The sequence below is a fragment of the Coleofasciculus sp. F4-SAH-05 genome (assembly GCF_040222985.1).
Taxonomy (GTDB): Bacteria; Cyanobacteriota; Cyanobacteriia; order Cyanobacteriales; family Coleofasciculaceae; genus Coleofasciculus; species Coleofasciculus chthonoplastes.
Map to the genome: position 1 here is coordinate 49,099 of NZ_JAVKBY010000190.1, position 22,968 is coordinate 72,066.

Genomic DNA, 22,968 nt, shown 5'->3' on the forward strand with positions numbered 1-22,968 from the left:
TTATAGGATTTAAGGATAATCACCAGTCATCTATGGGGATAGATGCTGGAGCTTTCCATTTTATCGCGACTGTAGCATGAATCTGACCATTATAAAGAGCGATCGCATGGTTACTGGAGGACGTGCGATCGCTCTTAGGTCAGTCTACGCCCCATCAACGACAGCGTAACGCACCCGTGAGGGCTAAGATCGTCAATTGTGGCTTTGCCAAACAAATTCTACTGACTGACAGCTAAAATTGTGGGATAGATGTGACCATTTTGATATTATTGATAGCAAAATTTGGGTGCAACATGATGGCACAGAAGACGCGATCGCCGATCAGTTAGTTGAAAAAGGAGTGCCGAAGCAAGAGATTGTTTTGGCGTATCACGCACCTAATACCAAGTTGCAGTCTAAGGTAGAATCTGTCATGCTGAGCAGAATGCAGTGAAACGGAATGACGCGAAGCATCTGTCCAGATTCTTCGCTTCGCTCAGAATGACATGATAGAACGCAACTTGGTATAATGTACGAAAATATACATATTTTGCCCCAGGTTAATCTGGCGTTCCCCCATAAGCTGCTATAATCTTCGTCTAAACCTTTATTTTTAATAGTTTCTAATTGTTTCAGAAAGCCCTACCTAGAATCAGACAGATATATTGGCTGGAACTTCCGACATATTGGGGTAGGTACTTGAGCATCAATAAACGCTTTGTGCAAATCAATTTTAGTATAAGTTGTTCTTCCGCCATTTATATGGACTGAGACAGTTCCTCCACAACAACTGTTTTTTAACAATCCTTTAGCCGGAAGACGACTTAAATGGATAGGTTCAGAACTGGGTAGATTTTTAGCACATTGTTTGGATAGCTGAGTACACAAAATATGAGCTTCTGGAACCGATACACTTATTCCCTCTATGATTTCTTCACGAGGATTATTGAAACGATTGCGATCAATTGAAAAGATTATCAAATTAGGTTTAGTTAAATTACATAACTCTTGAGCAAATGTTTTGCCATCTGCACCACCCGGTTTTCCGCCATGATGAGGGAAGACAAGTATATCAGTGCTGATATCAGGTTCGTCCTGTAGCAGATTTTCTAATCCTATTTTGTCAATATCTGCCGCTAATATGGCGACTCGGTAAGAATTGTGGACTATGCCAATCACAACAGATATGGAGTTGGAAGTCAATCGCCTCCCTTGTAAATCTCTTCCCCCAGCACCACCGAGTATTAACTCAGGTGTTGGAGCCAGAACTTGTATATCTACTTGACCAATGTTTAACTGTCCTGTCTTAGTTGTGGTTAATTCCGTTGAAACTACCGTTCTAAAACGTTTTCTGGCATCTTTTAAAGCAATTCGTAGATCCTGCCAAATTTCACTCTTTTTAATGGCATCAGGATTTAAATGAACATTGTGTATCCTGATATTCTTATCTAATAGCAGATTAACAATACCTGCAATATGGTCTGCATCTGCATGAGAAATCAAAATATGAGAAATGTCTTGAATCGCTCTATACTCAATAATTTCTCTTAATGTATTGCCATAGGGACAATCAATAACAACCACACCCTCTGTATCTCGGATAACAGCACAATTACCGTGACCAACATCTACAATAATAAGTTCAGGCAAGTCCATCATCGTCATCTGGCTCAGGTGCTAACTCAAATTTATCGAAGTATAAATCATCAGCCTTATCAGCTCCAATATTAACGTGAGCAAATAGACGGACACCTTTTTTTAATGCATCAGACCGAATAGTCTCAGGAATCAGTGAAGCTGGAAAACGGATGGCTTTATGAGGATTCCAACCAGGGACAATTGCATCGACAACAGGCTCATGAGATGCTTGATCAAGGTCAACAATTCTTACTAATGTTCTAGAAGGTTTTCTGGTAATTGGCAGATAACCGCTAAGTTCTTGTTGACAAGCTTCAATTCCTTTGGTGATACTTGATGCATTTGCTTTGTCTCGACTTAACAATACAGGAATTTTTTGTCTCCATTTTCTAATGGAAAAAGAAGTGTCAATTTCCACAAACTGAGATATCAGTAATGATGGAAACTTCCGATCATACAACGTAGCGACTAATTCTGCACCCGAAAAGTTAGCCAGTCCAGAATTAGTCAAGCGATTATCACAAATAGCACCTTGAGTATTTTCTAAAATAACTGATGCTAAATCATTGACGTTTGTAAAATGTCCCTTGACGACTAAAAAGGGTTCATACCCAGCCTCTTCGACATCCCAGCCAGTTGCTTCTGCTAATTCTGCTTCATCATCAACTATCGCTATTTTCTGATTAGATTGAATAACTGTCATAACAGCTAACCTCCAACAAGTGGTAGTTTTATGATAAATTCTGCCCCACCTAATTCTCCCTGAGCAATTGCCTGCACCTTGCCTCCCAAGTCAGTAACTGAATCTTTGACTATAGTTAGTCCCAATCCTGTACCCTCTGGTTTAGTTGTTTGACCCGGTAACCAAATTTTATTTAACTTTATATCTTTAATCCCAAGACCATTATCTAAAATTTTGATCTGTACGCAACTTTCGACAATTTCAGTAACGATTATTATCTGGCGTCCTTCTGTACGTGTTCCTTCTACATTAAAAGCATTGATATTATTGGTCAAAAGATTCGTAATAATTGCTTCTAATAGAGCCGGACTTCCGAAAATAAAATACGGATTATTAATACTACTTTTTACGACCTCTATTTTGCTGTCTTGAAGGAAGGGAGAAAATAGTTCAAGTATATCATCAATTACACAGGCAACCTCAACACGACCCGTTTTACGCTTTTCCCGCTTTAATAAATGCAAAGGAAACCTGGAAAAACTCAGTAACGACTTGCTAACTTTATAAAGGATCTCTACCGGTTTTGCCAAAGACTTGAAATATATCTCTCCTAGTAGTTCTTGACCTTTTTTTTCTATTCGTTTAGCGGCTTTCTCGATTAACGTGACGGGTTTACCAGACTCATGAGCAAAAACGGCTGCTGTTGTTCCGGCTGTTGCCAGACTTCGATAGAGTTGAAGATCTTCCCGTAGTGCTTTTGTTTCACGCTCTTTTACCTCTTCGTACTGTTGAATTACCTTGCGTACTGTGTCACGGGATTGCTGTGGCACCGCTTTTTTAATAACACTTTCAATATTTCTTTTAGCAGAAATGACATCCCGACTCGATTCTTGCTTAATTGTTTGTCGTCTCTTTTCAGTTTGTTCCAGCCTCTCTTTAGCCATCCAGTTCAATACATCAATGGCAAACCGCTTTAGCTCCAGAAAAGTTTCATTTTCTATAAACCCTAGTCTATCGGTCTTTTGATTTAGCAGATCATCAGGATCATTGACAATTATCCGACCAATAACGGTACTGGTTGAAGGACGTACCTCTGGGTTTCTGGCTCGTGCATAGTTTAAATTCAGCCAATCATCTCCTTGATCACCATAGGGTTTCACTCGCAAACCCCTGTGGTATAAATGAACATTACCCACTTCTGATAACCATTTTCTAACCTGTCCGAAAGAAGCTTTTTTTGTAGAGAAACTTTGAGGGTTTAGCAAAAATACCCATAATTCAAATTCTGCTGGTGCTGTTTTGTAAGGTTCTTGAGAAATATCACTATGTTGGGCTTGAAATAGCAATTCACCCTTCCAGTCTAATACGGAAGCTTCTACAATTCCATCTCTATTAACTGACGACTTCAAATGATATTCAGCATCATCAAAATAAGATTCATTAACTTGTTTTTCAAGATCAGTAAATTCTGGAGCAATCAGCCGAGGGCGGAAAGCAATATCACTATCAAATGGATCTGCTAAAAATAAAAGTTCTCTGGCTAATCTTTTAACCTCTCGCCGACCCAACTTTATGTTTAAATTTTCAATTAAAATTTCCGTCCCTTGGGGCAAGTTAGCCATATCTTTTTGGACATCGAAGGAAATGTCTTCCACAACAGAGGCTTGCTCAAAATCTTGCCAATTAATCGTCAGAGAATACTCAACAGCTGGTTCATTTTTAGGTCGGGTTTTTAATTGTACTTTAGACCCTTGTCTCAACGCAGCTAACCGACCTAATCCTTTATCACCAACAGGTAGACGTCCCAGAGCAGTAGGTTCGCGGGCGGCTTTTTTTGACCGACCTAGCACAAACCATCCCTCACTAATAGCCGCGAGATCCATACCAATGCCGTTATCTGAAATCAGGATTGAACCACCTGTGGTGTCAGTATTGATAAGCTCTACTGTACATTGGGTCGCATCAGCATCATAAGAATTTTTAACCAATTCGATAATTCCTTGGTCTGGATTAGGAATCAGTTCTTCACCTAATCTATTCAGGATATTGGGTGAAAACTTAAAATGCATGATTTTATCGCTGTGACTTGAAAGCCAATCGCTCTGTTTAAGATTATACCTGAGTTCCATCGATGGGGTCGAGCCACGAACAAGTACACCCATACACAAACAAGTACACCCATAGAAGAGACGAATGTAGGGGCGCAAGGCTTGCGCCCTCACCCCCTCTCATCTTATGAGAAACGCTATATCCTTATATAAAAGAGCGATCGCACTCCCCACCGGAAATGCGATCGCTCTTACCCAAGTCTACGCCCCATCAGGGACGCAGACGCTAAACACTCAAGACTTAGCCTTGTTGCGCTTCAACTTCAGCCACCATCAACAGTGTCTTCATCACAGAGTCAGGGTTCAAACTCATCGAGTCAATACCCAACTCAACCAAGAACTTGGCAAACTCAGGATAGTCACTCGGCGCTTGACCGCAGATACCAATCTTACGACCATTCTTCTTCGCCTTCTCAATCACCATCCGTACCATTTCCTTAACCCCGTCGTTGCGCTCATCAAAGATGTGAGCCACCAAGGCAGAGTCACGGTCTAAACCTAAGGTTAACTGAGTTAGGTCATTGGAACCAATGGAGAACCCATCAAACACTTCACTGAACTGATCCGCCAAGATCACGTTACTGGGAATCTCGCACATTACATAGACTTGCAGTCCATTTTCGCCCCGCTTCAAGCCGTATTTCTCCATTTCTGTCAGCACCTTGCGCCCTTCCTCAGGGGTACGGCAGAAGGGAATCATGGGGATTACGTTAGTTAAGCCCATGTCATCCCGAACTCGCTTGATGGCTTGGCATTCTAAGCCATAAGCTTCGGCATAGTTTTCATCGTAGTAACGAGACGCACCACGCCAGCCAATCATCGGGTTTTCTTCCTTCGGCTCAAACTGCTGACCGCCGAGGAGGTTGGCATATTCATTACTCTTGAAGTCGGACATCCGTAACACAACTGGTTTGGGATAGAATGCCGCCGCAATCATCGCCACACCCCGCGCCAACTTGTCTACGAAGAAGTCAGCCTTGCGTTCGTAGAGGTAGGTCATTTTGTAGATTTCCCGCTTGACGGTGGCATCTTCGAGCTTATCGAAGTTCAGCAGTGCCAAGGGGTGCACCTTAATATGATTAGCGATAATGAACTCTAAGCGGGCTAATCCCACGCCATCGCAGGGGATCGCCGCCAAACCAAAGGCTTCTTCTGGGTTCCCCACGTTCATCAAAATCTTGGTGCGGGTTGTGGGTAGGTTTTCCAGTTGGGTTTCTTGGACTTCAAAGGGTACAAGCCCTTCGTAAACCCGTCCTTCTTCCCCTTCGGAACAGGAAACGGTGACCTCTTGTCCACTCTTCAGCACACCTGTGGCATCACCACAACCGACAATCGCTGGGATGCCCATCTCACGAGCAATAATTGCCGCGTGGCAGGTCCGTCCACCTTGGTTGGTGACAATGGCTGATGCCCGCTTCATGATTGGTTCCCAGTCGGGGTCAGTCTTGTTGGTAACTAAGACTTCACCGGGTTCAAACTCATCAATCTTGTGGACATCCAGAATCACTTTGGCTTTGCCCTGACCAATCATTTCGCCAACGGCGCGACCGGTAACCGCCACCTCGGAGGTTCCTTTAAGCTGATAGCTCTTAAGGACGCTCTTTGACTTCTGGGATTGGACGGTTTCTGGACGAGCTTGGACGATGTACAAATCACCCGTTTCACCGTCTTTCGCCCACTCAATGTCCATAGGGGTGTAGACACCCCGGACTTCGGAGTAGTGGTCTTCAATAATACAACCCCAGCGAGCGAGTTGGAGAATTTCTTCGTCGTTGATGGCGTATTTGACTTGCTCAGGCTCTGACACGGATACGTTCTTGGTCAGTTTCGAACCACCGATGTCATAGATCATCTTGATTTCTTTGCTGCCCAAGCGCTTTTCGAGAATTGGGCGATACCCGTCCTTGAGCGTCGGTTTGAAGACAAAGTATTCGTCGGGGTTGACAGCACCTTGGACAACGTTTTCGCCTAAACCGTAGGCAGCGGTAACTAGGGCGGCATTCTTGAAGCCTGTTTCTGTGTCAATGGAGAACATGACACCAGAGGAGGCTAAGTCAGAGCGCACCATTTTCTGCACCCCAACTGACAGGGCGACTTCAAAGTGATCAAACCCTTTGAGGGTGCGATAGGAGATGGCGCGGTCAGTGAAGATGGAGGCAAAGCAACGATGGCAAGCGTCTAAAACGTCCATGACACCGTAGACGTTCAGGTAAGTTTCTTGCTGACCTGCAAAGCTGGCATCAGGTAAGTCTTCAGCCGTAGCGGATGAACGGACGGCTACGTCAACAGCTTGGCTTTTCTCCTTGCACTCTTCTTGGTATTCCGGCTCAAACCGATCGCAAAATTCAGCGGTGACGCCATACCGTTCGCACAGCTTCAGGTAAGATTCTGCGATCGCGGTTCGCAGATCTTCCGGGAATGGTGTGTTGAGAATCAAAGACCGCGCTTGCTTACCCCGGACTCGCAAGTTGTTCATATCCTCGACATCGAGGTCAGAAAACAGTTCGCGTAGCCTTTCTTCTAAACCTGCTTCCTTAACGAAGTAACGGTATGCATAAGCCGTCGTGGCAAATCCGGTGGGAACTCTGACGCCCTTAGCGGTCAGTTGTCGGATCATTTCACCCAGGGAGGCGTTTTTACCACCCACCAAGGGAACATCGACAATTCCTACCTCTTCAAACCACAGAATGAGAGCTTGTTCTTTGGACGATTGAGATTTTGTTGTTTCAGTAGCTGCAACCATTAAGCATTTCCTCCTACTTTTGGTTTTGGTTTCAGTGTTTTAGTTTACCGATACTCAGCCGAAAAAATTCCTTTAGGTAATATTTTCTTTAGGATTCGGCTGTTTTTTATAGAACCATACCTCACAATTAAATTCGTAGCGATTTACACATTTATTTATTTTTTGGCAACTCTTGCTACAATTATAGTCATCGCCAATCTACCACTCTACTCAAGTTTAGAGTTAAAGCCATCCGATCTACTATCATTTCCCATCCTTATAGTTGGGATAAATTTAATTGATGTTTATCAATCCTTTGGGTTTTGACTTAAGGCGTTGAATTCGGGAATAAATAGCTCAATCCACACTTGCTCAATCCACACTTGCTCAATCCATACTTTGTCGCGCTTGGGCGGGTTTGTAGCCTTGCAAACTTCTTCTGGCGTTCTCCTTGAATAATTACTTACTTATTAGGAGAGCGAGTAATTCGGTCACAGTCCTTTATTTCAGAACAGTTCTACCATAGCAGACTATTGAGAAATAGACAAGCCGTAATCCCTAATTTAAATCAGCACTAAAGCCACCCAACCCTAGGGATATTAACAACCTAGATATTGTTTATTAGGGGCTAACCCAAATGATAGCTCTGTTGGTTATACATTTTTCCTTTAGTTGTATTCCATTTTTAAATGATCCCCAGATTGTAGTATCAAATATTGTCTATCTATCCGTAATATCTTTGTGTTTATCGAAACAAAGTCACTATAATTAAACTAGGGAATTTATCGGCTTAGTCAAGAGCGTGTCTGTCTAAATTTTAGTCTAAATTTTAGTCTAAATTTTCCTGGCTCCCCTGCACCAAGACGTGGCTCTCAGACTGATTTACAAAGGGATATTGACCTCCGACTGATTATTGCCTTGCTAGACATGATAGCGCAATCCCAGATTCTGACAAGATCTAAATTTGGATTGTAAACTTATGTAAAACGAACACACTGTATCGATCATGATTTCTCGTCGCACGCTTGTGAGCATTCTCCTGGCAAGTTGTCTGGCTTGCTTGACTTGGTTAAACGTCACTCCCGCCGCCTCTGCTCTCGGCGGTAAACAACCGCCATTAAATGAGCCTGCACCAGAGTTTACGCTACCGACCAATAGTGGGGATGGGGAGGTATCACTCTCTGATTATCGGGGGAAATGGGTAGTTTTGTACTTTTATCCCAAGGATTTCACCTCAGGTTGCACCTTAGAGGCTCGTCGCTTTCAGCAAGATTTGCCCGAATATATAGAGAGAAATGCCCAAATTGTGGGGGTGAGTGCGGATGATGTGGACTCCCATGCCGATTTTTGTGACTCAGAGGGGTTGAAATTCCCCCTTTTAGCAGATACAGATGGGTCAGTGAGTCAGGCGTATGGGTCTTGGATGGGGTTTGTCTCCCTACGCCACACCTATATCATTGATCCCGATGGTATCTTGCGGGAGATATTTCTCGGTGTTCGACCAGCGATTCACAGTACAGAGGTACTGGCACATTTAGATGAGTTGCGATCGACGACATAAGCAAGAGGAGGCGATTGAAATCGCTGCGACACAAACCAAGTCCGCCTGCGCGGACTTGATTATAAGGGGGGTAGCGGACAAATCTCTATCCAATTTTGGGCAACAATGGGTAAAAGTGTCCAGCTTTTTGGTTACAGCTACATGCCCTTTGCAGAAGGAAAATGGCAGATGAGCATGAGTCTCAAAGCCCTTGATCCCCAGGATTGGATTGAAATTGATGACCAGTTTGTCAAGTATTTGTCACAAAAAGATATTCTGCTCAAGACTCGACATTCAGAGGTATTTGCAAGTCTCCCCGGAACCGAAGCCAGTCAGAAAGAGGTTCTAGAGTTACTGCTTGACCATCTGCTGAAACGCTTTCCCCAGCATTATCGACGCCATGGTCAAAGGATTGAGGCGATCGCAACCCATCAAGTTTGGCATATTCCGGACTTCGAGTCAGCACCTTTGGATTTAGCTGGGCGTCTGGTACAGGAGGATTTATTATTGATGGAGCGATCGCGTCAAGGGTATCGTTTAGTCGCCGCTTCTCTCTGTTTTCCCTTGCGTTGGCGACTGCGAGAAAAGTTGGGGTGTCCCCTGACTCAAATCCACGCCCCGGTTCCCGGATATTCTGAAAAACTGGCGCATCCTGTGGATAGTGTGTTCAATCGCCTCAAATCTAGTCATCCCGTTTGGCGATTAAATTGGAGTATTGTTGAGTCTCCCGAACTATTCTTTCCCCCAGAGAAAGCAAAACTCGGTTGGGAAGCAACAATAAATTGTCAAAACGCTGGGGATAAGCTGTTTTTGAGAGTGGAACGTCAGACATTAAGACGGTTAGCAACCAGTGGTGACATCCTGTTTACCGTGCGTACCTACGTGCATCCTTTGCGAGTGCTTGAAGATAATCCCCAGATGGCGGAGAGTCTAGCGGAGATGATTAAACAAATGCCAGTTGAGATGCTGGAGTACAAAAACATTTTACCGATCCGCCAAGTGCTTCTGGGATATCTGAAGAGTATAGTCAAGACTGGAGCGATCGCGAATAATTAGACAACCCCACCATTTTTACGAAAAGGGAACCAACTAACCACAGCCGATGATTTGCTGAGATTATGGCATACTCAAGTAAAAAATGATTGACATTTAATCTGGGGTAGGTTATGCTTTTTGTAGACAGCATTAATATCTCGCAAGCTAAAGTGCAAGATGTTGGTTGCGGTCTCAGCTTTAGGATATGAATTCTACAGCCTTATTATGGCTGTAAATAACTCTTCGGGGTTGACTAAACAATTCAAAAGAATAATAGAATGTTTAGTCAAATACCTAGTCAATACGATGACTGGGGGTTAGGAAGGAGGTATCCGGGAGGAAGTGTTTATATCCTGAAGCTGAGACTTTAACCTAACGAATGCATAATTAGTTAAGCTAGTTGGTTATGTAGGTATAGAGAGATTTTATATAAATCTCTTGAATCATCTCTGTTACCTCTAGATTTGTGATCTACTAATGCTGTCCAGTTAATCATTATTAATTGGACAAAACCCATGAATTTCGTTTCTGTTTATTGCGATCTTCAGAACGTCTACTCAATTCAAAAGTCAGCTCATTTATTGCTGTCTTTTGCTCATAAACAAGGAGATTCTGTTGTACCGAAAGTCTACTATAATTCACAATGTCAAAACCAAGCTCAAGCCAAAGAACCTCTATCCAATCTTGGATTTGACTGTCGTGATGTTCCTTGTCCTCTCAAGAACAGCGCCGATTATAAATTGATAGCGGATTGTATTAAGGATATACAGAGTAATCGTTCTCCAGACATAATTATTCTTGTGTCAGGAGATGGAGATTTTTGCTCATTGGTTTATATTCTGCAAAAGTTGGGCAAGAAGGTGATCATCTTTGCCCAGCGAGGCAATGTGAAACAAAAGCTAATTGAGCTTGTTCAAGATGACTTCTATTTTTTAGATCAATTGCCTGAGTTAGTTCAAGTTAAAACTAATCCTCAGACTACTGCCGTTAAAGCTCAGCTTATTTACGAGGAGGCGATTGATTGTTTGAGAAACGCAATCCAAACGGCATTAAACCAGGGTCAACGTACATCCCTTTCCAAAATTGGCAAACTGATGCGTCATAATCCTCATTTTCCTAAGTGTCGTAAATTCCCATTAGTTTGTAAATCTGATGGAACAAGGTTCTCGCAATTGAGTAAGTTTGTTAATGCAGCTATTGCCGAGGGGATAGTCTACGCCAAAACGACAGGTAAAGAGCAAGAATTATTTTTGAGCGAGAGAAATCGATTGCTTGTGTAAATCGTCTTTACCTGGATGTAAATAAACTTAAATCATCTCGGTTACTTAGCATAACTGAGGTGATTTAGATTTCAAGTTAATCGCGTTTATTTATGTCAAACCATTTCACCTAACTTTTCACGGGAAGTCTAGAAACTATTGTAGAGACGCGCCATGGCGCGTCGGGGCGGGTTTAGTCACATCTGGGTGCAACCAAAAAGATGGTTGTGAAACCCGCCCCTACAGAGGCACCACATACCGTGAAAAGTCCAACCATTTCACTTAATTACTTTTGAACATCAAATTTCTATGCCAGTAACCTTTCCCACAACTAGTAAGTTAGAAATGCGTCAACTTCCAACTATCAAAAATGAAACGCTCCGACTCAGCGCCCTCACTCACCGCTCTTATATCAACGAACAGCCAAAAGCCGGTGAACATAACGAACGCTTAGAATTCCTGGGTGACGCAGTATTAGGTTTTGTCGTCGGTGAACTCCTCTACAATCGTTACCCAGATTTGAGTGAAGCTCACCTAACCCGTTTGCGTTCTAATTTAGTGGACGAGAAGCAATTAGCTAAATTTGCCAGCCAACTCGGTATCGGTGACTTGATGCGATTGGGTAAAGGTGCAGATAAAGAAGGGGGTCGCCAAAATCCAGCTTTACTTAGTGATACGTTTGAAGCCTATATTGCGGCGTACTTTATCGAGTCTGGGATTGAAGCCGTTCACAAATTTATTCACCCACTTTTTAGGAGTGTGGCTGATAGTATAGTTTTTCAACCATCTGATGCTGAACCTAAAAATTTAGTGGATGCCAAAGGTCGATTTCAGCAATGGGCGCTAGCCAAATTTGTCGAAAACCCGGAATATTTTATTATCGATGAATCCGGACTCGATCATGCCAAGGAATTCACGGCTGAAGTGCGCGTAAAAGGCACAGTCTACGGTGTCGGAACTGGACGCCGTAAACAAGATGCTGAAAAACGTGCGGCTGAAGCAGCGCTTAAAAAAGTTGGAGTTGAATAAACGTACTGGTTTTGTTGTCCTCAAGCTTCCCCATTTTCCACAGGAGTTGCCTTAGCGCCAAAAACCGCGATCGCAACTCCTGCCAAGAGAACGGCTGCACCCACTAGCACAAAGCGTCCAGGGAGTTCCTGAAAAACTAGATATCCCAAAAAACTAGAGACAACTGGTTCCCATAAAATTGCTAAGGTAACCAAGGTGGGAGATACCCATCGCACTGCCCAGTTAAAGCTAGTATGCCCGACTAATTGAGGCAATACTGCCATTAGCAAAACATAAAGATAAACGGCACGCGGATAGCCAAAGTAGCCAACACCAAAGACTAACGGCAAGGGCAACAAAACCAGTGCGCCAGTGCTATAAGCTATGGCTATATAACTACCAATTCCCAAACCACGCCGCTGTGCTTCTCGACCTAACAATAAATACAAACTGACTATCACAGCACCAATTAAGGCGAGACTATTTCCCAAGGCGGGATTATGGTTAAGGTTAACCGTTTCTTGAGCCCCTAATGCAATGAGGACACCTCCCATAAAGGCAATACCAATTCCCAGTAAGGTTAGCCGAGAGGGTTTTTCCTTGAACCATAGCCAAGATAGCAAAGCTACCCAAATTGGGTTGGTGGTGACTAGAGTCGTAGAAGCGGCGATTGAAGTGAAGGATAGAGAAGTAATCCAGGCGGCAAAATGTAGGGCAAGACAAATCCCAGCCCCCACAGCATAATAGAATGCACCGGGACTAAGCTGATTAGATCCTAGGTTGCGCCAAGCGGGTACTATTAATAAAGATGCCAAAGTTAGGCGAGAAGCCGATAGAAACAGGCTAAATCCAACGCCACTCGACCCAGCCGCCGTATTCGCTAAGCGAATAAAAATGGCGGCACTGGAAACTGCCAAGACACCAGCGACTAAAACCAGTCCCACCTGCCACGGTAACGGTTGCTTGAGCGTTTTCACAATTTTATGCTCCCTATTTAATCCCTGGAGTTGAGACCAAGAGTTACGTTTCAAATTTTCTTGTTTTATGAATTTTTTGTAAAGATAATTTTGCTTGAGGTGAAGATTCAATGAATTTGTGAACTATCCTCTCAGGACTAATCGGAGGTCAATCTTGACTGTGCCAGTTTATAGAGCGGACTAGAGCTTACAGACAACCCCCGATAAAATCCGGAAAATTAAACAGTAGAGTTAAAAATAAAAAACCCAACTCTTACAGTTGGGTGTGGATCAAAGACTTACACAGTTTATCCTCCTATTGTGGCAGAACTAAGCTAGGATCTGCCAACCTTCATGGAATAATTTCCAGCAGCACCCGACTTTATGCAAGCAGCAACGGGTGTTTTTGATTTGTGGCAGGTTGCCCGTGAAGACATGTTATACCGTTGAATTAGTGAGAGTAATCTATCTGAACTCAAGTGACAAGTAACGTTTATCGCCATAAGCAAAAGCTCTTTGATCGGTGGGCACCGAATTACGACCTGCTGTTTACCACAATCTTCTACCAAGCGGTTCACAAACGGTTGTTGGAGTATGTAGAACTACCGGAAAATCCGAATGTGCTTGATCTCGGTTGCGGTACGGGTCGTTTATTGCATCGCCTTGCCACCCAATTCCCCACTCTCCAGGGTACAGGACTTGATTTATCCTCCCAAATGCTGCGTCAAGCCCGACAGCGCAACCAGCACCGACCGCGACTTATTTTCAAACAGGGAAATGCTGAGTCTTTACCCTTTGCTGAGGGGCAATTTGATGCGGTGTTTAATACAATTAGTTTTCTGCATTATCCCCAACCTCAACAGGTATTCTCTGAAGTGAATCGAGTTCTGCGACAGGGGGGACGTTTTTACCTGGTTGACTACATCGGTCGAAAAAAAACAGTGACTCTTTCTATTCCCTTATTTTCTAATAACCTTCGCTTCTATAGTCGAGAGCAACGCGAACAATTTGGTACAGTAGCCGGGATGGAATGCTTGGGACACCATTTTCTTTTAGGACCCGTGATGCTAACGATTTATGAACGTATTGGTTCAGGAGGGTGAATATGGAACGTCGTCGCACTTTCTCTGGAGTGAGTTGGGAAGCGAAAACGGGGTATTGTCGCGCTATCCGGGTGGGCAATCATATTTATGTATCAGGAACGGCACCCATTGCACCCGATGGCGAAGTGTTTGCCCCTGGCGATGCTTATGCTCAAACTCGCTACTGTTTGCAAAAAATTCGCCAAGCCTTGCAAGAGTTAGGGGCGGATTGTCAAAATGTTGTCCGCACTCGCCTTTATGTGACTGATATTAGCCGTAGTGCCGAGTATGCCAAAGCTCATCATGAGTTTTTTGCTGAACATCCACCTGCGAATACGATGGTTGGCATTCAGGCGTTAGTTGATCCCCAGATGCTGGTGGAAGTTGAGGTGGACGCGGTTTGCCCAGGGTAGGAAGAATGGTACTAACTGGTATGCTGGTGGGCAATGCCCACCCTACGGTGTATCAATGGTTTCGGCTATCTAAAAAGGCTGACTGGAGCGTGCTATTCAGCTTGGGAATGATACCTGATTAAATTTTATGATCGCGTCATTGTCATTTGTCAGGGTTAAATGAGACTCAGGTCTCTGATTTGTTGCATAAGTCAGGGATTCAGCACAGGATATGAGAAAATTCAACAAGCAGTCGGATTGTCCGCGCTTAGATTTATGTCCCACGAATCCTCAGAACAACTCAGTCTCTTTGACCAGTCAGGGCTGACATCTTCTACCCCCAGTGACTTCCAACCGTCGTTAATTCCTACGGATGCCAAAATTCCGATTCCTCCTAGCACTTACGACTCCATGGAGTCTTTGGCAGCTCATTGTAACGTTTGTCAGCGCTGTGAATTAGGAGCCACTCGCACCCATGCTGTAGTGGGGCGGGGCGATGTTCATGCTCCGATTATGATCATTGGGGAAGCCCCTGGTCAAAATGAAGACGAACAAGGTTTACCGTTTGTCGGGAGAGCCGGACAATTGCTGGAAAAGATTCTCGCCGCCGTCAAACTGGATAGTGAACGGGATGTCTATATCTGTAATATGAATAAATGCCGCCCTCCCGGTAATCGAGTACCGACTCCTGATGAAGTTGCAGCTTGTAAACCGTATTTATTAGAACAAATTCGCTTAGTCAATCCTAAGATTATCCTGCTAACAGGTGCAACGGCTGTCAAAGGGTTAACCGGTGAAAAGCGTGGCATTACTAAAATTCGTGGCACTTGGATGGAATGGGAAGGACGACTGTGTATGCCAATCTTCCATCCCGCCTACCTATTGCGGAATCCGTCACGGGAGCAGGGTAAGCCAAAGTGGTTTATGTGGCAAGACATCCAGGCAGTGCGTGCCAAATTAGATGAACTTCAATCCTAGAATGTCGTTTGGGTAACCCCAGTAAACAGTCAATGATTCTCGCCTAGAATTTCATGGACTTTAGAAACAAGCAAAAGAACTCACCAATCCCTGAAGTTAATCTGATTCCTTTAATGGATGTGATGATGTCAGTGCTAACATTTTTTATTATCACATCAATGAGCTATACAGGTCAGCGATTAGGGGATATTAATCTACCTGGTTTACCGGGTACTGGAACCGCTAGTGGTGAGTCAAATACTAGAAATACTCTGGTTATTGGCTTAAATCGCCAAGGCGAGATTTTAGTGGATAATCAAGTGATTACTGTTAACCAGATTTCTAAAACAATCCAGTCATACCTAGAACAAAATCAAAATGCTACAGTTGTTTTAAAGGCAGACCGAGACTTACCTTATGAAGATGTGCAAAAACTGTTAAAAGAAATGACGATAATTGGTGGCGATCGCGTCTCTCTTGCTATTGAACGTCGTTAAAATAATTTACCGATGAACAACCTGTAGGGGCGACCCGCCTACCATTGGTGTCAACTTAAGCTCAACCCCTCTCCCATGCCAGCCCTCACCCCCAGCACCTCTCCCAACCCCCCTCGTTCCCCCCTACAAGAGGGGGGAGGACTAAGGATGTTTCACTTTTGTTGCACGGGAGAGGGGAGCAAGAGGGGAGATTTAAATCGTTAAACAATGCGTTTTAGAACCCAGCGAACCCAATCATCAATACCGTCCATTCAATTAATCCCTATGCTCAATGTGATCATGGGAGTTCTAGCATTTTTCGTCATGACGTCCATGCTGTTAACCACTCAAGAAGGGGTCAATGTTCAAATCCCTAATAATAAAAATACTCAAACTCAGCAGCCGGAAACTCCCGCTCCTTTAATTGTACAATTGAAGTCACAAGGACAACTGGTCATCGGTAATCAGTCGGTCAGCCAAGAGCAATTGTTTGAGCAAATACAAACCTATTTATCCCAAAATCCTCAAGGGGCTGTATTCTTGCAAGCCGATAGTCAATTGCCCTACGAGCAAGTGATTCAGGTATTGGCTCAAATGCGGGATGTGGGAGGCGATCGCGTTTCTTTAGCTATTGATAGTGGCGCTTAACAACAACTCCTCAAACCAAAAATAATCTAAAACTCTAAGCTAATAATGGCTAGTCCTGACTGGGTTGGTATAAGTTGGATAAAACCCTGAAAATCATTCTTTTCAACAGTGTAATATAGACCATCATCCCTTAAAGGAATAACAGTAAACTCTTTCTCTTCAAGTTGACTGACAAACTGAGAAATTAACTGTTCCTTATCTCTTTCATAAACAGTTCCAAAATAATTATATTTTCCCTCAACCCCCTCAGCCAATACTTGTTTAATTTCTGTATTCAGCTCTTTTGTATGCTCACCAGCTACTATAATCTGTTCCAGAATATTTTGCAATTCTCGTTCTTCTGCTTTTTCCGCTGTTAATTCAGGTAAGTCTGCCCGATCAAGTTGGGTTTTTGAGAGAGAAATTATCGTATTTTCCCCCTTTAAAATCAAGTGCAGATATTGAGATACATCATCCTGAGACACTCGATAAACCTTGAAGTCAGGTTCATCTATACTCGGATTAGCTAGAGTATAATTGCGATCGGGTAGTTCCTTGCTATAGTATTTAATAACCTGACCTAAGGGTTGCTGGACATGACGAGCTGATGTATCTGCCTCTCCAGTAAGTATCCCTAAGGAACCTATCGCCGCCTCTTCAGGAAAAGGAAAATTTGTGAGGAATTTTTCCAGCGGATCTTCCACATTGACATCATTGGTATCAATTCCAGAATCTAGGGTTTGATCAGTATTTTTTTCTTCAATCGTCTGAGTTTCATCCTTAGAACTAGATGGTGATGGAGAGGGTGACGATTTAGGATTTCCCCAAATCCCTGGAGAAAATTCAATCGTAGGACTGAAATCAGGAGTCGGTTGGATAGGGTCAGGAAATGAGTTAATCGTAGGTTTACTAGAAAAGGCTGAGACGAAAGGAGTCGGTTGATTTGGCGTTGGACTCGTTTGGGCTGTGGGTGCCTCAGCGGAATTTACTGAAGACTTAGGTGATGGGGAAAGTGAAGGTAACTGTGTCACTTTCACTTGTTCTTCAGGTTCCGACTTTTCCCAGGTAGAAGGTACGGGTAAAATTAGCACAATACCATGCAACACCAAAGAAACCAGCAGCATAGGTCGCCATACCTTATGTACAGGAGTCGGTAAGTTTTTCAGCAACTCAGGCGATTTCATGGAAGCACAGTTAAAGGCAGCAAGGATTTAATCCCAATTGAGTTTCATTTTGACATATTGGAACTCGGTAGATTTTCAGCCTGCTTAACCCATTTGTCGTACAAATCAGGGCGACGTTCCCGGGTTCTCTGAATCTGTTGGTCTTTGCGCCACTGGTCAATCGCCTGATGATTGCCCGATAATAAAACATCTGGGACGTGCCAACCGCGAAATTCAGCAGGGCGTGTCCACTGCGGATAGTCTAATAATCCGGCTTCAAAACTCTCTGATTTAAGGGATTCCACTTTCCCCACTGTTCCAGGACGTAATCTCACCACCCCATTAATTAGGGCGAGGGCGGGAATTTCACCGCAGGTTAAGACAAAATCCCCTAACGATACCTCTCGCGTCACTACCTGTAAGACTCGTTCATCGACACCTTCATAATGTCCACAGATAATCACAATTTGGTCGTAACCCGTCGCCAACTCCACCAACAATGGCTGGTTCATCGGTTGTCCTTGAGGCGTCATCAGAATCACCTCTCGCCGAGGTAATATGGGCAACGACTCCACCGCCGCAAAAATTGGTTCGGGTTTCATTAGCATCCCCACCCCACCCCCATAAGGTTCATCGTCAACCCGTCGGTGTTTATCGGTGGCAAAATCACGAGGATTGACTAAATGCACCTGGGCAATTTGTTTGGTCAATGCCTTACCCAGTAGTCCCGACGCTAGGGGAGAGGTAAAGAAATCCGGAAACAGGGTGACAACATCAAAACGCACAAGAATTGGGTCGCTGTTCAGACAAAAAGGGTCAAGCTTCACTCATAGTATAAGTAATTATTGGTATAATTTGCCGTGATGACTGGGAAACGCCCGACTTTCTCGGAACGGCTGAGTGTCGTGAGTGAGTGTTCTGGTGCGGCTAAACAATTAACGATTTTCATCGATTCACCGTATTTAGGCGGCTGTAGAGTGCATCTGATCAAAGCCAAGCGCAATGGTGTTTAGTTGTGGAGAAGCTTGCCCAGGACAGCCTAAACCAGTAGTTGAGCTAGAGTCAAAATCGTAATAAAGTGACAGTTCAAGCCTTGCGCGATACTCACGTAAGTATTGAACTCACCTTATGCCCGAACTCGACATCGACAGTATGCTGCAGTTAGACTCTCAATTCCAAGCGACGACAATGCCTCAATCGACAAAAACCGCAATCATTGTTATTGGTGGTGCGGAAGATAAAGTTCATGGACGGGAGATCCTGCAAACCTTTTTTCGTCGGTCGGGTGCAGGTGAGGCGCGAATTGCGATTATTCCATCGGCGTCGCGAGAACCCGCGATTATTGGCGATCGCTATCAGCGGATTTTTGAGGATATGGGGGCAAAGGAAATTAAAGTCCTGGATGTCCGCGATCGCGCTCAAGGCTCTGATTCTGAGTTACAAGAGTATGTGGAAACCTGTACGGGTGTCTTTATGACCGGTGGAGATCAACTGCGTTTGTGCGGTTTGCTCTCGGATACCCCCCTCATGGAAAAAGTCCGCCAACGGGTACATTTAGGGGAGATTACCTTAGCCGGAACCAGTGCAGGTGCGGCGGTGATGGGTCATCACATGATCGCAGGCGGTGGGAGTGGTGAGTCCCCGAATCGCTCCTTAGTCGATATGGCAACAGGGTTGGGGATTATTCCTGAAGTTATTGTCGATCAGCATTTTCTGAATCGAAATCGCATCGCCCGCTTGATGAGTGCGATCGCCATGCACCCAGATCGCTTGGGGATCGGCATCGATGAAGATACTTGTATCATCTTTGAGCGAGATGGTTGGTTACAGGTTATGGGCAAAGGTACGGTGACGATTATTGATCCCGGAGAACTGTCTCACACCAATCAAGTGGATATTGGCAGCACCGATCCCATTGGTCTACATAACCTCCGAGTCCATATTTTATGTCATGGCGATCGCTATCATGTCTATAAACGAGCATTAATGCCAGTCAACGCCTAATGCAGAACAGCATTTTTGAGCGGGGGGATCTGGGGGAGATTTTAGCGGCTAAACTCAAAACCAGGTTCCCTTGAGCAAGCGCGTTGGGTTAAAACTCAAAAATCCTTCCAGAAAAATGTTCAGAATGAACAGTTTGATAGCTTTGAACAGTCGGAAACTAGATAAGATGTCCCATCCACTCAAAACGAGTGAATCCAATCAGGGCAAGAGTAGACGACTCCCCCGATTACGTGGAGGACTTTTGAGAACGGGCAAAAATGTTGAGACAAAGTAAGTCGCGATACTTGAGAAGTCTACGCTCTAATCTGGAGATCCAGGGTAGGAGGATGTCACGTAATGTTACAGAAATTCCTAAAATAGATTTTGCACAATCGCTAGTTTGTGCTTAAAAAGCCGACATTGTGAACCATCCCCGATTTCATCACTAACTATGAGAATTCTAAAAATCCAGACGTTACGCGGTCCCAACTACTGGAGCATTCGACGCCATAAACTTATTGTCATGCGTCTTGATTTGGAGGAACTCATCGATAAACCCTCCAATGTACTTCCGGGATTCTACGAGGGACTGGTAGAGACGCTACCCAGTCTAGAGGATCATTTCTGTTCTCCGGGTGTTCGGGGTGGGTTCTTAAGTCGGGTCAAAGAAGGCACGATGATGGGGCATATTATCGAACATGTGGCGCTGGAACTTCAGGAACTGGCAGGAATGCGCGTTGGGTTTGGTCGGACTCGGGAAACTGGGACAGCCGGAATTTATCAAGTTGTTTTCGAGTACATTGATGAGCAGGCGGGTCGCTATGCGGCTAGGGCGGCTGTGCGCTTGTGCCAAAGTATTATCGATACCAGAGCCTATCCCCAACGGGAGTTAGCTCAAGACTTAAAAGACCTGAGCGAACTGGCTCGCGATGCGGCGTTAGGACCGAGTACAGAAGCCTTGGTCAAAGAAGCCGACGCCCGAGGCATTCCCTGGCTTACCCTAAGTGCCAGAGCCATGATTCAGCTTGGCTACGGGTTGCATCAGAAGCGAATTCAAGCCACCTTGAGTGATTACTCCGGAATTTTAGGGGTGGAATTAGCCTGTGATAAAGAAGGGACGAAGCAGATTTTGTTTGATGCGGGGGTTCCGGTTCCCCGAGGCACAACGGTGCTTTATCTGGACGAATTAGACAGCGCGATCGAGTATGTGGGGGGGTATCCGATTGTGATTAAACCCCTGGATGGTAATCATGGGCGGGGGATTACGATTGATATTCGCAACTGGGACGAAACGGAAAAAGCCTATGATCGTGCTAAAGATATTTCCCGTGCGGTGATTGTCGAGCGCTATTATCCCGGTTTTGACCACCGCGTCTTGGTGATTAACGGGAAAGTTGAAGCCGTCGCTCAGCGGATTCCAGCACGGGTGATTGGGGATGGTAAGTCCACGGTTGAGGAACTGATTGAACGGACGAACCGCGATCCCAATCGGGGCGACGGTCATGATAACGTCCTGACGAAAATTATCGTTGATCATACGAGTCTAAGTGTCTTAGAACGTCAGGGTTATCGCTTGGATACCGTCCTCAGAGACGATGAGGTCTGTTATTTACGGGCAACGGCGAATCTGAGTACGGGGGGTATTGCGATAGATCGCACGGACGATATCCACCCGGAAAACGTTTGGTTAGCGGAACGGGTGGCGAAAATTATTGGTCTAGATATTGCCGGCATTGATATTGTCACCCCCGATATTAGCCAACCCCTACGGGACATTGACGGTGTGGTGGTGGAAGTGAATGCTGCGCCAGGTTTCCGGATGCATGTGTGTCCCTCGGAAGGCTTACCGCGCAATGTCGCCGCCCCAGTGATGGATATGCTATTTCCACCGGGACAAGCCAGTCGGATTCCGATTCTGGCGGTGACAGGGACGAATGGGAAAACCACCACCACTCGCTTGCTTGCCCATATCTATAAGCAAACGGGTCATGGGGTTGGCTATACCACCACGGATGGGATCTACATTGGCGATCATCTGGTGGAACAAGGAGACACCACTGGACCCCAAAGCGCTCAAGTGATTCTCAAAGATCCCACGGTTGAGGTGGCGGTATTGGAAACCGCACGGGGCGGAATTTTGCGATCGGGGTTAGCCTTTGATGCCTGTGATGTGGGTGTTGTTTTAAATGTCTCGGCGGATCACTTGGGCATTGGCGATATTGATACCCTTGACCAGATGGCGCATCTTAAGAGTGTAGTGGCTGAATCGGTGAGTCCTGCTGGGTATGCCGTTCTTAATGCTGAAGATCCCCTAGTGACAGAAATGGCACAGCGCGTCAAAGGGCATGTGGCATTTTTCTCCATGAATCCCGACAATGAGGTGGTGAAAGCTCATACCCGCCAGGGAGGTTTAGCGGCGGTGTATGAAAATGGCTACTTGTCCTTAATCCGAGGCGAATGGACGCTGCGGATTGAGAAGGCGGAACATCTCCCTGTGACGATGAGAGGAATGGCACCGTTCCAAATTGCCAATGCCTTAGCCGCTAGTCTCGCCGCCTTTGCTCAAGGGGTTCCGATTGAGGCAATTCGTGACGCTTTGACCACATTCCGGGCGTCTGTGGCGCAGACACCGGGACGGATGAATTTATTTAATCTGGGTGATTATCATGCCTTGGTGGATTATGCCCATAATGCTGCCAGTTATGAAGCCGTTGGTGGCTTTGTCCGCAATTGGTCAGGGGAACGGGTTGGCGTCGTTGGTGGACCAGGCGATCGCCGAGATGAGGATTTCATTAATCTGGGACGACTCTCGGCGGATATTTTTGACCGGATCATTATTAAAGAAGATGCGGATTTACGGGGGCGTCCCAGTGGTGACGCGGCGGAGTTGATTCGCAAGGGAATTCTGGAGACGAATCCGGATCGGGGGTATGAAATTATTCTCAATGAAACCGAGGCGATTAATACGGCGTTAGACGGCGTGGCGTCCGGTGGTTTGGTGGTGATTTTCCCGGAAAAGGTGAGTGGGACGATTGGCTTGATTGAGGAACGACGCCCTCTGCCAGAGAATGGTGATCAACCCGTGGATGAGACTCAAGCGGATTTAAAGCCATCGGTGGCGAATCCGAGGTGATGGAAATTTGAGTCGGTTGGGCAAGGTAGAAGCAGATGCGATCGCGGATTCCCCTTGCCCAACTTTTGCGATCGCCTCAGCACAGGAATGAACGGCTGAATTTTTTTTCTCTCGTGTCAATCCCGCCTTAAATCTCCTCGGTCATCACTGGGATCATTGGGCATTTGCGGTGTTACGGCTGGATTGTCTACGGTTTCCTCAGCATCGCGATCGGCAATATAACCGGGT

The 22,968-nt window shown here is 45.1% G+C and carries 20 protein-coding genes and 1 pseudogene; 13 read left to right on the forward strand and 8 right to left on the reverse strand.

Features of this window, described 5'->3' with window-relative positions:
* Window positions 1-256: 256 nt before the first annotated feature.
* Window positions 257-433 (forward strand): annotated as a pseudogene (locus RIG27_RS22500) (element excision factor XisI family protein); the annotation flags it as partial.
* A gap of 188 nt (window positions 434-621) precedes the next feature.
* Here RIG27_RS22500 and RIG27_RS22505 read toward each other — a convergent pair.
* From RIG27_RS22505 to ppsA, 4 genes are all read right to left on the reverse strand, one after another.
* Window positions 622-1,644 (reverse strand): ComEC/Rec2 family competence protein, encoded by a 1,023-nt coding sequence (locus tag RIG27_RS22505; RefSeq protein ID WP_446348867.1) that lies wholly within the window; start codon window positions 1,642-1,644, stop codon window positions 622-624.
* Window positions 1,622-2,320, reverse strand: a complete 699-nt coding sequence (locus tag RIG27_RS22510; RefSeq protein WP_446348869.1) for a hypothetical protein — start codon at window positions 2,318-2,320, stop codon at window positions 1,622-1,624. The genes RIG27_RS22505 and RIG27_RS22510 overlap by 23 nt, the downstream gene beginning before the upstream one ends.
* 5 nt (window positions 2,321-2,325) lie before the next feature.
* Window positions 2,326-4,368: a sensor histidine kinase gene (locus tag RIG27_RS22515; RefSeq protein ID WP_446348871.1), complete on the reverse strand. Its 2,043-nt coding sequence runs from the start codon at window positions 4,366-4,368 to the stop codon at window positions 2,326-2,328.
* 280 nt (window positions 4,369-4,648) lie between these two features.
* Window positions 4,649-7,150 (reverse strand): phosphoenolpyruvate synthase, encoded by a 2,502-nt coding sequence (gene ppsA, locus RIG27_RS22520; RefSeq protein ID WP_446348873.1) that lies wholly within the window; start codon window positions 7,148-7,150, stop codon window positions 4,649-4,651.
* A 985-nt stretch (window positions 7,151-8,135) separates the two neighbouring features.
* Here ppsA and RIG27_RS22525 point away from each other — a divergent pair.
* The 4 genes from RIG27_RS22525 to rnc all read left to right on the forward strand — a co-directional run bounded on the left by RIG27_RS22525 (window position 8,136) and on the right by rnc (window position 11,992).
* Complete coding sequence (locus RIG27_RS22525) at window positions 8,136-8,690, forward strand: peroxiredoxin (protein WP_446348875.1); 555 nt, start codon at window positions 8,136-8,138, stop codon at window positions 8,688-8,690.
* Between the two features lie 141 nt (window positions 8,691-8,831).
* Window positions 8,832-9,725: a heme-dependent oxidative N-demethylase family protein gene (locus tag RIG27_RS22530; RefSeq protein ID WP_446348877.1), complete on the forward strand. Its 894-nt coding sequence runs from the start codon at window positions 8,832-8,834 to the stop codon at window positions 9,723-9,725.
* Between the two features lie 494 nt (window positions 9,726-10,219).
* Window positions 10,220-10,984, forward strand: a complete 765-nt coding sequence (locus RIG27_RS22535; protein WP_446348879.1) for an NYN domain-containing protein — start codon at window positions 10,220-10,222, stop codon at window positions 10,982-10,984.
* 324 nt (window positions 10,985-11,308) lie between these two features.
* A complete protein-coding gene (gene rnc, locus RIG27_RS22540) occupies window positions 11,309-11,992 on the forward strand; it encodes a ribonuclease III (RefSeq protein WP_446348904.1) in 684 nt (227 codons plus the stop codon).
* A gap of 20 nt (window positions 11,993-12,012) precedes the next feature.
* Here the strand turns inward: rnc and RIG27_RS22545 are convergent, their stop codons facing one another.
* Window positions 12,013-12,948 (reverse strand): DMT family transporter, encoded by a 936-nt coding sequence (locus RIG27_RS22545; RefSeq protein ID WP_446348906.1) that lies wholly within the window; start codon window positions 12,946-12,948, stop codon window positions 12,013-12,015.
* A gap of 458 nt (window positions 12,949-13,406) precedes the next feature.
* On the opposite strand from RIG27_RS22545, the gene RIG27_RS22550 reads away from it, so the two are divergent.
* The 5 genes from RIG27_RS22550 (at window position 13,407) to RIG27_RS22570 (ending at window position 16,482) form a co-directional block, all read left to right on the forward strand.
* The gene (locus RIG27_RS22550) at window positions 13,407-14,030 is read left to right on the forward strand and encodes a class I SAM-dependent methyltransferase (RefSeq protein WP_446348880.1); all 624 of its coding nucleotides are present in this window, start codon (window positions 13,407-13,409) and stop codon (window positions 14,028-14,030) included.
* Window positions 14,031-14,032: 2 nt separating this feature from the next.
* Complete coding sequence (locus RIG27_RS22555) at window positions 14,033-14,422, forward strand: RidA family protein (RefSeq protein ID WP_446348882.1); 390 nt, start codon at window positions 14,033-14,035, stop codon at window positions 14,420-14,422.
* Window positions 14,423-14,677: 255 nt separating this feature from the next.
* Entirely contained in the window at window positions 14,678-15,379 is a 702-nt protein-coding gene (locus RIG27_RS22560; RefSeq protein ID WP_446348884.1) for a uracil-DNA glycosylase, read from the forward strand.
* 53 nt (window positions 15,380-15,432) lie between these two features.
* Window positions 15,433-15,855, forward strand: a complete 423-nt coding sequence (locus RIG27_RS22565; protein ID WP_446348886.1) for an ExbD/TolR family protein — start codon at window positions 15,433-15,435, stop codon at window positions 15,853-15,855.
* A 207-nt stretch (window positions 15,856-16,062) separates the two neighbouring features.
* Window positions 16,063-16,482 (forward strand): ExbD/TolR family protein, encoded by a 420-nt coding sequence (locus RIG27_RS22570; RefSeq protein WP_446348888.1) that lies wholly within the window; start codon window positions 16,063-16,065, stop codon window positions 16,480-16,482.
* Between the two features lie 26 nt (window positions 16,483-16,508).
* Here RIG27_RS22570 and RIG27_RS22575 read toward each other — a convergent pair whose 3' ends face one another.
* Together RIG27_RS22575 and trmD are read right to left on the reverse strand one after the other, a co-directional pair.
* Window positions 16,509-17,645: a hypothetical protein gene (locus tag RIG27_RS22575; protein WP_446348890.1), complete on the reverse strand. Its 1,137-nt coding sequence runs from the start codon at window positions 17,643-17,645 to the stop codon at window positions 16,509-16,511.
* A gap of 44 nt (window positions 17,646-17,689) precedes the next feature.
* On the reverse strand, window positions 17,690-18,409 hold the full coding sequence (gene trmD, locus RIG27_RS22580) for a tRNA (guanosine(37)-N1)-methyltransferase TrmD (RefSeq protein WP_446348892.1): 720 nt from the start codon (window positions 18,407-18,409) through the stop codon (window positions 17,690-17,692).
* A 78-nt stretch (window positions 18,410-18,487) separates the two neighbouring features.
* Here trmD and RIG27_RS22585 point away from each other — a divergent pair, with 78 nt between their 5' ends.
* The 3 genes from RIG27_RS22585 to cphA all read left to right on the forward strand — a co-directional run bounded on the left by RIG27_RS22585 (window position 18,488) and on the right by cphA (window position 22,740).
* The gene (locus RIG27_RS22585) at window positions 18,488-18,637 is read left to right on the forward strand and encodes a hypothetical protein (RefSeq protein ID WP_446348894.1); all 150 of its coding nucleotides are present in this window, start codon (window positions 18,488-18,490) and stop codon (window positions 18,635-18,637) included.
* 139 nt (window positions 18,638-18,776) lie between these two features.
* Window positions 18,777-19,628: a cyanophycinase gene (locus RIG27_RS22590; protein WP_446348896.1), complete on the forward strand. Its 852-nt coding sequence runs from the start codon at window positions 18,777-18,779 to the stop codon at window positions 19,626-19,628.
* Window positions 19,629-20,058: 430 nt separating this feature from the next.
* On the forward strand, window positions 20,059-22,740 hold the full coding sequence (gene cphA / locus RIG27_RS22595; RefSeq protein WP_446348898.1) for a cyanophycin synthetase: 2,682 nt from the start codon (window positions 20,059-20,061) through the stop codon (window positions 22,738-22,740).
* On the opposite strand, the gene RIG27_RS22600 is transcribed toward cphA, so the two are convergent.
* Window positions 22,711-22,860, reverse strand: a complete 150-nt coding sequence (locus RIG27_RS22600) for a hypothetical protein (RefSeq protein ID WP_446348900.1) — start codon at window positions 22,858-22,860, stop codon at window positions 22,711-22,713. The two genes, cphA and RIG27_RS22600, sit on opposite strands and share 30 nt — an antisense overlap.
* Between the last annotated feature and the right edge of the window lie 108 nt (window positions 22,861-22,968).